The organism is Vibrio rumoiensis, assembly GCF_002218045.2.
In the GTDB taxonomy this organism is placed as follows: Bacteria; Pseudomonadota; Gammaproteobacteria; order Enterobacterales; family Vibrionaceae; genus Vibrio; species Vibrio rumoiensis.
The window spans coordinates 357,445-371,097 of sequence record NZ_AP018686.1; the positions used below are offsets into that span (position 1 = coordinate 357,445).

Here is a 13,653-nt window from a genome sequence, read left to right on the forward strand (position 1 = left end):
AATGCTAGGCATTTTAGTGATGCCTAGCAGTGCCATAATGAGTCGCATTCATGGTATGAGATCTAAGCTTTTTGTACCGATAAACGCCTAACTAACGTTGGTACAAACATAGTGGTTTCTGCTTTGGCGGGTTCATTGTTCGCCAGCTTGAGCGCTAAATCTGCAGCTTTTTCAGCCATCATTTGAATCGGGTAACGAACGGTGGTGAGTTTAGGGTGAAGGTACTTAGCAATTAAGCCGTTATCAAACCCGATAATCGACATATCTTTTGGTGCTTCAATGCCATTTTCTTCTAAAACCGATAATGTCCCCGCGGCCATGTAATCGTTATAAGTTGCGATAGCAGTTAATGGCAGATCTTTTGCTAACAGGTTGGTCATCGCGTATTCGCCGCCTTCTTCATCTGGTGAGCCGTATTCAATATGGCTTTCAGAGCAAGGTAAGTCGTTATCTTTTAAGGCTTGTAAATACCCATCTTTACGCTGGTAAGTATCTTCAATATCGTGATTCGAACAGATATAGCCAATATTCTTATGGCCATTTTTAATCAAGAACTCAGTGGCGAGATAAGAGCCTTTATGATTATCTAATGCGATGCAACGGTCGGCAATTTCAGGGATAAAGCGATTGATGAGGACCAACCCCGGGATCTCTTGGGCAAAGGCAATTAATTCTTCACTGCTAAGGCTTTTACTATGAATGACTAAGGCTTCACATCGATGATTAATCAATAATTCAATCGCTTCACGCTCTTTTTGTGCACTGTGATAACCATTACCAATCAATAGATGTTTGCCTTGTTGGGATGCCACTGTATCAATGGCTTTCACCATAGAACCAAAAAATGGGTCGGAAACGTCACCGACTAAAACACCCATGGTTTGAGTTGATTGGCTAACGAGCGCTCGCGCGGCAGCATTCGGTCGATAGCCTAATTTTTTCATCGCAAGAGTGACTGATTCAATCGAGGCTTTACTGGCCTTTGGTGATTTATTAATGACACGAGACACTGTTGCGATTGAAACGTTAGCTTCTTTTGCCACATCTTTGATGGTTGCCATTATGACCTTTGTAAATATTTAAAATAAGAATGGGTAAGTAGTGTAAAACAATATCGCTGAGAGGCAACGTTTACATTGAGTTATTTTGATTAAATCGCTTAGTAGAGATTAAAAATAGTGAAAAGTGTGGTGTGGATAGTTCGGCTGAAAGGACATGCGGTGGAAATCAGCACCTTGATAGAGCAAACAAACCAATGATCTTCCATTGAGGTCACTGGTTTGTTTGGTTTTTATTGGTACAAAATTATTACATAAAGATCAGTTTTGCCACGAAAATGGCCGTCAGTACATACATGCAAACGGAGACTTCTTTCGTTTTGCCAGTGGCGACTTTTAACACCGTGTAGGTAATGAAACCTAGTGCGATACCGTTAGCAATTGAGAAGGTTAGTGGCATCATCAATGCGGTGATCGCTGCTGGTGCGGCATCGGTAAAATCGTTCCATTTGATGTGTTGCATGCTACTCATCATCACGAAAGCGACATAAATCAATGCACCAGCAGTCGCATAACCTGGGATCATGCCAGCTAATGGAGAGACAAAAATAGCAGCAATAAACAGCAAACCAACCACGACAGAAGAAAGCCCAGTGCGTGCGCCAGCTTCAACCCCTGCGGCACTTTCGACATAACTGGTCACTGGTGGACAACCCACGCAAGCCCCTGCAACACTTGCAATACTGTCGGCCTTTAACGCTTTACGTAAATCTTTAATCTTCCCAGTTTCTTGGTTAATTAAATTGGCACGTTGCGCGACCCCCATCAACGTGCCCGCGGTGTCGAACATGTTGACAAATAAGAAGGCTAAAATAACGCTGATCATCGAAACTTCTAATGCACCAGAAATATCCATTGCCATGAAAGTCGGAGCAATGCTTGGTGGGGTATCAAAAATGCCGTGATATTCCACGATGCCCATAAAAAAGCCGATTAACGTAACACTGAAAATACCGATTAACACCGCGCCAAAAATTTTACGTTCGCTCAGCACGCTGATAATTAAAAAACATAATGCGGCTAATACGGCACTAGGTTGAGTGAAGTCACCAAGTGATACTAAGGTGGCTGGGCTTTCTACCACTATGCCTGCGGTTTTTAAGCCAATTAAACCGAGAAATAGCCCAACCCCTGCCGTCATCGAGTAACGTAAACTGTGCGGAATACTGTCTAAAATCCATTCGCGTAAGCTGCTGTAGCTCATGGCAACAAAGAGCACGCTTGAAATAAATACAGCACCTAAAGCAACTTGCCAGCTATAACCCATTTCCCCTACGACGGTAAAAGCGAAAAAGGCATTAAGACCCATACCGGGAGCAAGGCCAACTGGCCAGTTAGCATAAAAGGCCATGAGTAAAGTACCGATTGCAGCACCCACACAAGTGGCAACAAAGAGGGCGCCCGCATCCATACCCGATGTGGCCATGATCGATGGATTAACAAAGATGATGTACGCCATCGTCGCAAATGTGGTTAAGCCACCAATAATTTCAGATTTGACGGTGGTGCCATGTTCTTTAAGTTTAAACCAACGTTCGAGTAAGCCATTCGATGAGCTTGTTTGTTCGTGCTGTGGTTGAGTTGAGTTAACGTCTTGTTGAGAGGTTAAGGTTTCGCTGTTTGAATTTTCCACGATGTTATATTCCTTGTGGTTTTGCATCTACTTGTCACAACGACTGGTTAATTTGCGACTTAGATAGAAAGCTCGATACGTTTTTTAGGCGTAGCTAAGCCCTGGAGGACATCCTGATCTCCATACGAAATTTAAGTGTGGGATTGTTGAATCCGAGTTAAGTGAAGTGCCGACAGCTGGCTGGCACTACGCATTATTAATATTAGCGGCGAACGCTAGCTGCCTCGGTATGTCGAGAAACTATAAGGTGAGCAAAGTAGCGGCACATGATAGTGACTGTCTTGATTGTTGATACCAAAACGGATTGAAATATCATCCAAAAACGGCACTTCATCCAGCGTTACGCCTTTTTGCTTAAAGTAGTTTGCGGTGTGGAAAATAAGTTCGTATTTACCCACTTCAAAATCGGCACCTTCTAATAGAGGCGAATCGGTTCGCCCATCAAAGTTAGTGGCGACGGTTTTGATTTTTTGCGCGCCTTGCTCCGTGATGCGAAAGAGTTCGACTTGAATATCGCAGCCCGGCAATCCATTCGCCGTATCTAAAACATGTGTTGTTAGTTTTCCCATAATTAGCTCTGCTTGTTGATGGTTAAAATAAATGGTTATTAATGTTGAGTGAGTGAAAAATGTTTTGTTATAAAAATGTGATCACTTGAGATAGATTATGTACACAACATTGTGTTCCGTAAAGGCGACGACTTAAAAAATTGGCACTGGATCATGTGTTGAAGTGGTTGGGTATTTCATTGGTTATTTATAATGTAATGATTTTAAATATAAATTATTGGATTTTGTCGCCTTCATCATTCAGTAAAAAAATTTTAATATTCTTGACTTTTAAGTCAGCTTATTTTGGTTTTGAACATCAAATAGTGCGCAGGTTAACAACTTGTGAATAAAAATATTTGCCATGTTTTGATAATTGTATACAATTAATAAAACAAAGATTCAGGGGGATTTACTGTTTTGGGTTGTATACTTTTAATGTGTACTAACTGAATTCAGATGAATTAGACCTAGAGTAATTGTCGTTGCTCGTGAAGCGACAAATTTATGAGACCCCATGGTCTATTCGATTGGGGGGGATTGAATGACGTCAACCAAGCTGCAGCTTCAAGTATGAAGGGTATTCAAGGATGACACTAATAAGGAGAGATTCATGGGTAGTGAGTATCCACGCAATTTAATCGGGTATGGAAAAGATCTGCCTGATGCCCAGTGGCCGAACGAGGCTCGAGTGGCGGTTTCATTTGTGTTGAACTATGAAGAAGGCGGCGAGCGCTGTACTTTACATGGTGATGACGAGTCAGAAGCATTTCTTTCTGAAATTATTGGCGCACAGCCTTTCCCTAATGCTCGTCATATCAGTATGGAATCTATCTATGAATACGGTAGCCGTGCAGGTGTGTGGCGCATTCTTAAGTTATTTGAGCAATTTAATTACCCACTGACCGCTTTTGTTGTCGGTATGGCAGCTGAACGTCATCCTGAAGTCATTAAAGAAATGGTGAATGCTGGGCATGAAATATGCAGCCATGGCTATCGTTGGTTGGATTATCACAAAATTGACATTGATACTGAACGCGAACACATGCAAAAAGCCATCAATGTTATCAAAGAGATCACAGGTGAGCGTCCGTATGGTTGGTACACTGGCCGTAATGGTGTGAATACTCGCAAATTGGTGGCCGAAGAGGGGGGCTTCTTATACGACTCGGATGCCTATGATGATGATCTTCCATATTGGCATACTGAAGGCCCGAAACCTCAGCTAGTGATTCCTTATACGCTTGATGTCAATGACATGCGTTTTGCTACCAACCAAGGTTTCCATACGGGTGAGCAATTCTTCCAATATTTAAAAGATGCGTTTGATACTTTGTATGAAGAAGGCGCAGAGACGCCAAAAATGATGTCGATAGGTTTGCACTGTCGTTTGATTGGCCGCCCTGGTCGTATTCAAGGCTTAAAACGCTTTATGGAGTATGTACAGCAGCATGACAAAGTGTGGGTATGTCGTCGTTTAGACATTGCGAAACACTGGCATGAATGTCATCCACACCCAGATCTTGTTAAGTAATTGATTTTGTTAATTGATCATTGCAGCCAATGTCAAATATTAAATAAAGAAGGAAGGAATCGTGACTCTATTTAAAACTTGTAAGCCAAGCCAAATGACCAAAGCAGAATTTGTTGAAACCTTTGCTGATATTTATGAACACAGTCCTTGGGTTGCGGAGCGTACTTTTGATAAAGGTCTGGATTCCTCTTTTGATCAGATTGAAAAGCTGCATACGGCCATGTCTCAAACGATGCTCGATGCCGACCCACAAGAGCAATTAGATTTAATTAATGCTCACCCAGATTTAGCGGGTAAAGCGGCCGTCAATGGTGAGCTAACTGCGGCGTCAACCTCTGAGCAAGCAGGGGCGGGAATTAGCCAATGCACGCCAGAAGAATTTGCGCAATTTACCGATTTTAATGAGCGATATAAAGCTCGTTTTGAGTTTCCTTTTATCATGGCGGTAAAAGGGGCGAACCGTCACCAGATCTTGGCATCGTTTGCTGAGAGAATTCACAACGATAAAGAAACGGAATTTGCAACTGCAATTGCACAGATCAATAAGATCGCTTCGTTTCGGCTTCAGGATATGTAACAAACAAGTATAAAAGCGGAAGACATGTAAATCATAAAAGGGAATGAGGACTGTCTATGCCCATACTCAAGGCTATTGAGCAGTATTAATAGTATTGAGGTTAATTAAAACGGGCTCAATAGAGCATAAAATAACGGAAGGGATATCATGACTGTAGACACCGCAATTTCACTAAAAGTTGAACCATTAACTAAAGAGGCGTTTAAACCTTTTGGTGATGTGATTGATAAAGAAGTCAGCGATTACTTTATGATCAACAATGGCTCAACAAGACGCTATCACCGTATGGCGGATGTGGATGTGGCAGATAACGGTGGTGAACCCATCATCAGTATTTTTCAGGCAACCCCTTTAACGTACCCATTGAATATCCAAATGATGGAACGTCATCCTTTGGGCTCTCAAGCATTTATTCCTCTTCTTGGTCATCCGTATTTAATTGTGGTGGCAGAGAAGGGCGAAGATTTGCAGCCGCAGGCATTAAGAGCGTTTTTAAGCAATGGACGTCAAGGTGTCAATTATCACAAAGGGGTTTGGCACCATCCAGTGCTTGCGCTTCAACCAGATGATCAATTCTTAATTGTTGATCGTGCTGGCGAAGGCAATAACTGCGATGAAGTGTACTTTGAACAATCAACAGAAGTTGTTCTGTCATTAGATAATTTACCCAACGTAAATTAACTGCAATACGAACAGACAGATTGTTGATTATTTAGCCGTCTATTGAAGAGCATATCGGTTCACCATATCCCGGTTACCTATGCTCTAGACAAGGAACAGTTAAGGAGAACATTATGGATCCGCATATTACGGAATGGCTCAATCTTGCAATTCGCTGGGTTCACATGATCGTTGGTATCGCGTGGATTGGGGCATCATTTTACTTTGTATGGTTAGAAAACAACTTAAACCGTGTTAATCCAAAAACGGGATTGTCAGGTGATTTATGGGCGATTCACGGCGGTGGTATTTATCACCTAGAGAAATACAAATTAGCGCCACCTCAAATGCCAGAACATTTACATTGGTTTAAGTGGGAAGCGTACTTCACCTGGATCACCGGTGTATTACTGCTAGGGGTAGTGTACTACCTTAATGCTAATATTTATCTTATTGCCCCTGGCTCGGGGTTAAGTGTGGGCGCCGCGATTGGTATTGGTATCGCTTCGCTAGTGGGTGGTTGGATCATCTACACCTTGTTGTGTGACTCTCCATTAGGTAAAAAACCTCTGCTACTTGGTATTGTTTTGTTTGCCTGCCTCGTTGGTGCGGCTTACGGTTTAAGCCAAGTGTTTAGTGGCCGTGGTGCTTACATTCATGTCGGCGCAATTATCGGTACTATCATGGTCGGTAATGTATTCTTCGTGATTATGCCGGCACAACGTAACTTAGTGAAAGCGATTGAAGACGGCACCGAACCGGATCCTGCGCTGCCAGCGAAAGGTCTATTGCGTTCTCGTCACAATAACTACCTAACCTTGCCAGTATTGTTCATTATGATCAGTAACCACTTCCCAAGCACTTATGGCTCGGAATACAACTGGTTAATTCTGGCGTGTTTAGCGGTATTCAGTATTTTAGTTCGACACTACTTTAATACTCGTCATGGTAGTCAGAAGTTTGCTTGGGCAGTACCGGTTGCGGTATTAGGTATGATTAGCCTTGCCTTTGTAACATCGAATAGTATGCCAAGCTTGTCACAGCCGTCGGCGCCAGTTGCGCAGCAAGCTCAAGCTCCAGAGACGAATACGGCAAATGTTGAGCACGCGGCAACGAATGATGCCAGTGAAAAAGTGGCGAGTGAAAAAGCGGAAAAACCATCCGTGTTTACTCAAGTTCAGCATGTGATTAAAGAGCGTTGCGTTGAGTGTCACTCTGCTACTCCAACCAGCAATATGTTTGCAACCGCGCCAGCTGGTGTGATGTTGGATACAGCAGAAGAGATTCAAACCAATGCACCACGTATTCAAGCGCAAGTTCAAACAAGAGTAATGCCATTAGGTAATTTAACCAAAATGACCGATGAGGAACGTGCGTTAGTGGTCGATTGGGTGAGTAATGGTGCGAAAATCTAACGATTAAGTTTTTTATTCAGTTGTTGTTATTATTTGGCACCTCCCTCGGGTGCCTTTTTTATATCTGCTACACATTGGATAAGCAGTGAAATGCCATCTATTCTCAAATAAGTTTGATTAAACGATATATGAGGATAGCGTGTGATGACAGAGTTAAGACCCATTCCACAAGAAGCATTTGATTGGTACGATGAATATGCTCATGGTTTGATCGACCGGCGAGAATTTTTTGCCCGTTTAGGAGGCTTAGTGGCGTTAGGCTTTACTATGACGGTGTTGACTTCAGCATTATTGCCTAACTATGCGCTTGCCGAGCAGGTTTCGTTCAATGATCCGAATATTGTTGGCAGTTACAAAACTTTCCCATCCCCCAAGGGATATGGAGAAGGGCGAGGTTATTATGTCGAGCCAACTAATAAAGACGGTAAGCTTCCGGTTGTATTGGTGATTCATGAAAACCGAGGGCTCAATCCTTATATTGAAGATGTGGCGCGCCGTTTAGCCAAAGCCGGTTTTATTGCGTTTGCTCCTGATGCTTTGTATAGCTTAGGTGGGTATCCGGGTAATGATGATCAAGGTCGAGAAATGCAAAGCGCTTTGGATAAAGCCAAAATTGAAGAAGATTTTATCGCGGCGGCTCATTATCTAAAATCGAGTGAGCGAAGTAATGGCAAACTCGGCGCGGTGGGTTTTTGTTTTGGCGGCTATATTGTCAATATGTTAGCGGCAACATTGGGTGATGATTTGAGTGCGGGTGTCCCGTTTTATGGTACTCCGGCGGATAAATCGATTCGTTCGAATATCACTGCACCATTAGTACTTCAATTCGCCAGTGAAGATAAGCGAGTGAATGCCACTTGGCCAGAATATGAACAAGATCTCAAGCGAGATAACGTTGACTACGTAGCTCATATTTACCCTAATACTCAGCATGGTTTTCATAATGATTCGACTGGGCGTTACGCTGAAAAAGAAGCGGAACTTGCTTGGAGCCGAACGTTAGATTTGTTTAATAAAACACTGGTATGAATTTAAATATCTAGTTGGTTAATTATAATAATTTTATGAAATAGTTAGAGTTTTCAAAAAATTTAACTAGGCTTATGTAAGGCATGTTGAAGCAATTTGCTATGACATATTGAGCAAAAAATCAGAAGGAGAAGTTGATGTCGATAATTACATTTTTGATTATTGGTGCGATAGCGGGCTGGCTTGCGGGCCAAATCATGAAAGGTTCTGGGTTTGGCGCAATTGGTAACATTGTCATTGGTATTGTAGGTTCTTTCGTTGGTGGCTTTGCGTTTAGCTTACTGGGATTATCGTCTGGTGGGTTTATTGGTTCTATCGTGACAGCGACGGTAGGTGCAGTATTATTGCTTTATATTTCTCGACTTATTAAGTCATAGTGCACTCATTATTTATTGGCCGTTTTATCGAAAGGTTTACAGAGGTCTATTTGTTATAAAAAGAACGGTGTTAAATCTCATCTAAATAATCAAAAGCGCTGTCATTCATTATCTAACGTTTACGGAGAGTTAAGTAATCGTGTTTAAAGAATGGTAGCGCATTTTGTCTCTCGCTTTTTAAGCCAATTGCAGACGTAAAAATTCAAGTTTATTCAGGCTAGATGTATCTTACTTTGAGATACGGTTTCTATCTTTGAATGATGATCTCTCCACTTTCGTTTTTATGTAGACTCGCCTTATGCGTCTTGATAAGAGTGGCCGCTAAAGCCGGTTCCACCGCTTGTAGTTGCCCTTTGGTTCGGATGGATGGTGTCGCCCAAGAATTATCTCTGTATAGGCCAGTTTCGTTATATTCAATAAGAACTTTCATATTTACCTCCGACTTGTAACAAAATGTAAGTTCTTATTAACAATACTGCTAACATTTCGTTATCGCACGCGTTAAAAATGAAAATTAAGTTTTTGAAAAAACATTGATAACTATGTGGTTTTGGATGGAAGGGGATAGAAATTTGATGGGAATTGGAGTATCGAAGAAGAGGTCAAGCTCTACTGGTTGAAAGTAGAGCTTGAGAACCTATGTGGGTTTGCTTGTGATCATGAAGGATAAAGATATTGAGTGAACAACGGATGTTAAATCAATCCGGTTGAATACATCTATTTCTTAATATCTGACAAGATTTCGATCGCTTTGCAACGCTTGTCATGATCATACAAATCATTAGTGAAGATAAATTCATCGATGCCTAATTGTTTCACCATCATTTCTAAACGATGTTTGATAGTTGCAGGGCCACCGGTAATCGATAAGGCTAAGAAATTATCGACGTATGCTTTTTCTTGTTCGTTCCATAACCCATCCATGCTTTCGACAGGAGGTTGCAACCATAATTCTTTGCCTCGAATTAAAGATAAAGCGCGCTGTTTGGTGGTGGTAGATAGGTATTGTGCTTCTTCATCGGTTTCAGCTGCCACTAACGGTAAACCTAGCATCACATATGGCTTATCTAATACCTCTGAAGCTTGGAATTCACTGCGATAAATTTCAATTGCATCATGCATAAAGCGCGGAGCGAAATGGCCGGCAAACGCATAAGGCAACCCTTTTTCTGCGGCTAGGCGGGCACTAAATAAGCTCGAGCCTAATAACCAAATTGGCACATTGGTATTTTCACCGGGCATGGCTCGTACTTGACTGAATCCATTATAAGGGCCAAGTAAGGTCTGTAACTCTTCAACTTCAATGGGAAACTCATCGGCTCGCTTTTCATCGCGGTTTAGCGCGCGACTGGTGATTTGATCGCTACCGGGTGCTCGACCTAAACTAAGATCAATTCTACCTGGGTATAGACTTTCTAAGGTGCCAAATTGTTCTGCAACGACAAGTGGCGGGTGATTAGGAAGCATAATACCGCCAGAACCGACCCGTATGTTTTTGGTGCCGCCTGCAATATAACCAATTAAAACAGAGGTTGCCGCACATACAATCCCTGGCATGTTGTGATGCTCGGCAAGCCAAAAACGGTTATAACCTAACTCATCGGCAAGCTGTGCGTACTTTAAGCTTTTTTGCAGGGTTTCCCCTACGGTTGAATCCTGACGCATTGGGGCGAGTTCTAAGAGTGAAAATGGCACGTTTGAGAGAACAGACATAGTGCATCCTTACAAGTTTGGTTGGATGAATACAATTCATCGAGATATCGTGAATTTTGTTGATTTTTTGACTTCATGCTTCTTGAGATAATGGTTTCGCTCGTTTTTCTCGAGTAATGAAAAAGCACATTAGCGAAGCAAAAGTCACCAAGGCAACACCTTGCCAAAATGAGTGGCTAAGACTGACGTCTAAATACACTGCGGAAAATAACGTGGCAAAGATGGGTATGAAGTAGGAAAGCGTACTCAGCAAAATAATATTGCCACCAACAATAGCATGATTCCATAAAGCATAGCCTGATCCGATTGTGATACCAGCAATCAATACAGTCACACTGCTTCCCCACGTAAAACTTAAGCTAGGCTCTGAGCTCATGGCATATTTTATCCATAAGGAAATAGCCGTAGCCATAAAGAATAAAGGGATAGGGTTTTCTCCATTACTCATTTTCTTGGTGAGTGTGCAGTAGACGGCCCAAATAAAAGCGCCAGAAAAAGCGAGTAGATATGGGATAGGATTGCCAGCAACATTTTGGCTGATAAGGCTAAAGGATAATGTTTGATCGCCCGAGATACACCATGCCACACCAAGAAATGCCAGTGCAATGCTTGGATAGATCAAAGTACTCACTCTCTTATTACTGATAATTACACTAAGCAAAATGGTTAATGCCGGCCACAGGTAATTGATGATGGCCATTTCCATTGATTGACGTCGGCTATCGGCTAAACCGAGTGATAGGGCTAAGCACATTTCATAAGTGACAAATAAAATCCCACCGACAATTAGGTACGGCTTAGGAAATTGTTTAAGGCGTGGCACTCCCATTACGGTAAACAAAAAGATAGTGCTCACGGAGTAAATCATTGCTGCGCCCGCAGTTGGACTAAATAGTTCGGAGATATCACGGATTAATGCGGTTAAAGAGCTCCAAAGCAGAATGGCGAGTACACCGCAAAGCGTGTATTTATGTTTGCTGAGAAAAGGCATTGAAAGGCTTCGCCTGTGATTATGTATGAAAACTGAAATTAACAATAATGAGACTAAGAGGCAATGCAGAATTTAGATTAAATAACCACCTTCAGCTTCGACATTATTACGTGTTAAAAGTTATCACTGATTGTTGTAAAAAGGTTTATTTATAAAAGGAAGGGCGTGAACGTTTACTGTCTGATTTTTAAAAACCTAACTATTTTATGGGTATTGAGCTAACCTCCTTTATAACAGTTACTTAACAGGAAGTGTTATAAAGAAAATTTAATATTCCATTTGCTAAATTTCACTTTCAGAAACTATCCTTTAGTGGTAGATTCGCACCGCTGCGAAACTAACTTGTGGGCATATAAGGAAAATAATTATGAAAAAAAGATATATTGCCATCATCGTTTTAATCGGTGTGGTAATTGGCTGGATTACGTTTGGGGGAACCCAAGCTGTACTTCATGCCACTTCAACCACTGAATTTTGTGTCTCTTGCCACTCTATGGAAAAACCCCTTCATGAATATCAAGGTTCAGTGCACTTCAGTAATAGCAAAGGTGTGAGAGCTGAATGTGCCGATTGTCATATTCCTACCCACAATACCGTTGATTATCTATGGACTAAAATTCGTGCTTCTAAAGACATTTATCATGAATTTGTCACCGGCAAAATTGATACCGAAGAAAAATACGAAGAGCACCGTTTAGAAATGGCGCAAACGGTTTGGGATCAATTAAAAGCCAATGACTCTGCGACATGTCGTTCATGTCACAGCTTTAATGCGATGGAATTATACGATCAGCCAAAAGGCGCTCGTGAGATGCACATCGCCGCACAAAAAGATGGTCAAACATGTATCGATTGCCACAAAGGCGTTGCTCACATGGCACCACAAATGAAGCTTGATACATCAGCGTTTGATCATTTGTATGACCTAGCTAAATCAACTCCAAATGATGCGAAGAAAGTTTACCCTCTTGATTTCATCAAAATGGGCGACTTAGCAACGATTAACCCTACGGTTGAATTGGCAGTTGTGAAAACAGATGGTGATAAGAGAACGGTAACGGTTTCTGGTTACCAAATGAAAGGTGCCGAATCGGTTATTTACCCCCGAATTCAACTCCGAACTGCGACATTTGTAATTTCAAGCAGCCAACATCATTTTGCTAAAAATGACGGCTGGTTGCTTGAACCCTAAACACTTCTTTGGACGATAATTTATCCGAAGTTGGGCTCGCTCAACTTCATCATCACTCACCGACCGTAAATCTGTTCCTTTCTTGATATATTGTCTCAACAGGCCATTAGCATTTTCATTAGCACCGCGCTCCCAAGAACTATAAGGGTGAGCAAAATACACATCGGTTTCTAAGGCTTGTGCTACTTCCATATGACCCGCAAATTCTCTGCCATTATCGGCCGTTATAGTATGAACAAATCGTTTGTATGGCCGTAATAAGTCTATCGTCGCTCTGGTCACATCTTCTGCTGATTTTGAAGGCACTTTTTTTACTAAATAAAACCGTGTGGCTCGCTCTAAGATTGTGACAATAGCGCCCGTACCATGTTTACCAAGAACTGTATCAATTTCCCAATCACCAAAACGTGTACGATTATCGACATCTTTGGGTCTTTCATCTATTGAAATGGCATTTTTTATTGCGGGAGCTTTATCTTTCTTGCCTCTTCTATAGCGTTTATGACCTTGGCGTAAATGACGAAACAGTTTACCGCCTTGCCGTTTATTGCAGGCAATAAAACGGTAAATCCATTCATGACTGACTTTTTCTCCAATACGAGTAAGAACGTGAGATATTTGCTCTGGACTCCAGTCTTGCGTTATTAAAAACTCAATAAATTCCACACGTTGTTGCGGTACTCGATACTTAGATGCGTTTAATCGCTTTGCCCTAGATAGTTGCTGGGCTGTATCTGGTGAATATTGTTCTTTTGTACCGCATCGTCTCAACTCTCTATAGAGAGTTGAGCGGTGACATTTTACGGTTTTGGCAATTTCAGAAATTGAAATTCCCTGTTCTAAAAGGGCAGAAATCTGGTATCGTCTTCCCTCGGTCAACTGCTGATAATTCATGGTAGTCCGCTTGTTTCTTTGGCGAGAAGAGC

At 41.8% G+C, this 13,653-nt stretch carries 13 protein-coding genes and 1 pseudogene; 7 read left to right on the top strand and 7 right to left on the bottom strand.

The window, feature by feature from the left end:
* Window positions 1-62 precede the first annotated feature (62 nt).
* The 3 genes from VRUMOI_RS14130 to uraH all read right to left on the bottom strand — a co-directional run bounded on the left by VRUMOI_RS14130 (window position 63) and on the right by uraH (window position 3,260).
* The gene (locus VRUMOI_RS14130; protein ID WP_089138992.1) at window positions 63-1,061 is read right to left on the bottom strand and encodes a substrate-binding domain-containing protein; all 999 of its coding nucleotides are present in this window, start codon (window positions 1,059-1,061) and stop codon (window positions 63-65) included.
* A gap of 247 nt (window positions 1,062-1,308) precedes the next feature.
* Window positions 1,309-2,691: an NCS2 family permease gene (locus VRUMOI_RS14135; RefSeq protein ID WP_089138991.1), complete on the bottom strand. Its 1,383-nt coding sequence runs from the start codon at window positions 2,689-2,691 to the stop codon at window positions 1,309-1,311.
* 215 nt (window positions 2,692-2,906) lie between these two features.
* On the bottom strand, window positions 2,907-3,260 hold the full coding sequence (gene uraH / locus VRUMOI_RS14140; protein ID WP_089138990.1) for a hydroxyisourate hydrolase: 354 nt from the start codon (window positions 3,258-3,260) through the stop codon (window positions 2,907-2,909).
* 592 nt (window positions 3,261-3,852) lie between these two features.
* Here uraH and puuE point away from each other — a divergent pair.
* From puuE to VRUMOI_RS14170, 6 genes are all read left to right on the top strand, one after another.
* Entirely contained in the window at window positions 3,853-4,773 is a 921-nt protein-coding gene (gene puuE, locus VRUMOI_RS14145; RefSeq protein WP_089138989.1) for an allantoinase PuuE, read from the top strand.
* Between the two features lie 61 nt (window positions 4,774-4,834).
* The gene (gene uraD, locus VRUMOI_RS14150) at window positions 4,835-5,350 is read left to right on the top strand and encodes a 2-oxo-4-hydroxy-4-carboxy-5-ureidoimidazoline decarboxylase (protein ID WP_089138988.1); all 516 of its coding nucleotides are present in this window, start codon (window positions 4,835-4,837) and stop codon (window positions 5,348-5,350) included.
* 147 nt (window positions 5,351-5,497) lie between these two features.
* Window positions 5,498-6,031, top strand: coding sequence for an ureidoglycolate lyase (locus VRUMOI_RS14155; RefSeq protein ID WP_089138987.1), 534 nt, complete (start codon window positions 5,498-5,500; stop codon window positions 6,029-6,031).
* A gap of 113 nt (window positions 6,032-6,144) precedes the next feature.
* Window positions 6,145-7,425, top strand: a complete 1,281-nt coding sequence (locus tag VRUMOI_RS14160; RefSeq protein WP_089138986.1) for a urate hydroxylase PuuD — start codon at window positions 6,145-6,147, stop codon at window positions 7,423-7,425.
* Between the two features lie 144 nt (window positions 7,426-7,569).
* Window positions 7,570-8,454: a dienelactone hydrolase family protein gene (locus tag VRUMOI_RS14165; RefSeq protein WP_089138985.1), complete on the top strand. Its 885-nt coding sequence runs from the start codon at window positions 7,570-7,572 to the stop codon at window positions 8,452-8,454.
* 137 nt (window positions 8,455-8,591) lie between these two features.
* On the top strand, window positions 8,592-8,831 hold the full coding sequence (locus VRUMOI_RS14170; protein WP_089138984.1) for a GlsB/YeaQ/YmgE family stress response membrane protein: 240 nt from the start codon (window positions 8,592-8,594) through the stop codon (window positions 8,829-8,831).
* 247 nt (window positions 8,832-9,078) lie between these two features.
* On the opposite strand, the gene VRUMOI_RS14175 is transcribed toward VRUMOI_RS14170, so the two are convergent.
* From VRUMOI_RS14175 to yddG, 3 genes are all read right to left on the bottom strand, one after another.
* A complete protein-coding gene (locus VRUMOI_RS14175) occupies window positions 9,079-9,261 on the bottom strand; it encodes a hypothetical protein (protein WP_089138983.1) in 183 nt (60 codons plus the stop codon).
* A gap of 287 nt (window positions 9,262-9,548) precedes the next feature.
* Window positions 9,549-10,544 (bottom strand): LLM class flavin-dependent oxidoreductase, encoded by a 996-nt coding sequence (locus VRUMOI_RS14180; protein ID WP_089138982.1) that lies wholly within the window; start codon window positions 10,542-10,544, stop codon window positions 9,549-9,551.
* A gap of 73 nt (window positions 10,545-10,617) precedes the next feature.
* Window positions 10,618-11,535, bottom strand: coding sequence for an aromatic amino acid DMT transporter YddG (gene yddG / locus VRUMOI_RS14185; protein WP_089138981.1), 918 nt, complete (start codon window positions 11,533-11,535; stop codon window positions 10,618-10,620).
* Window positions 11,536-11,902: 367 nt separating this feature from the next.
* On the opposite strand from yddG, the pseudogene VRUMOI_RS14190 reads away from it, so the two are divergent.
* Window positions 11,903-12,637 (top strand): annotated as a pseudogene (locus VRUMOI_RS14190) (NapC/NirT family cytochrome c); the annotation flags it as partial.
* A gap of 36 nt (window positions 12,638-12,673) precedes the next feature.
* Here the strand turns inward: VRUMOI_RS14190 and VRUMOI_RS14195 are convergent.
* Window positions 12,674-13,621: an IS30 family transposase gene (locus VRUMOI_RS14195; protein WP_110410617.1), complete on the bottom strand. Its 948-nt coding sequence runs from the start codon at window positions 13,619-13,621 to the stop codon at window positions 12,674-12,676.
* Window positions 13,622-13,653: the final 32 nt, after the last annotated feature.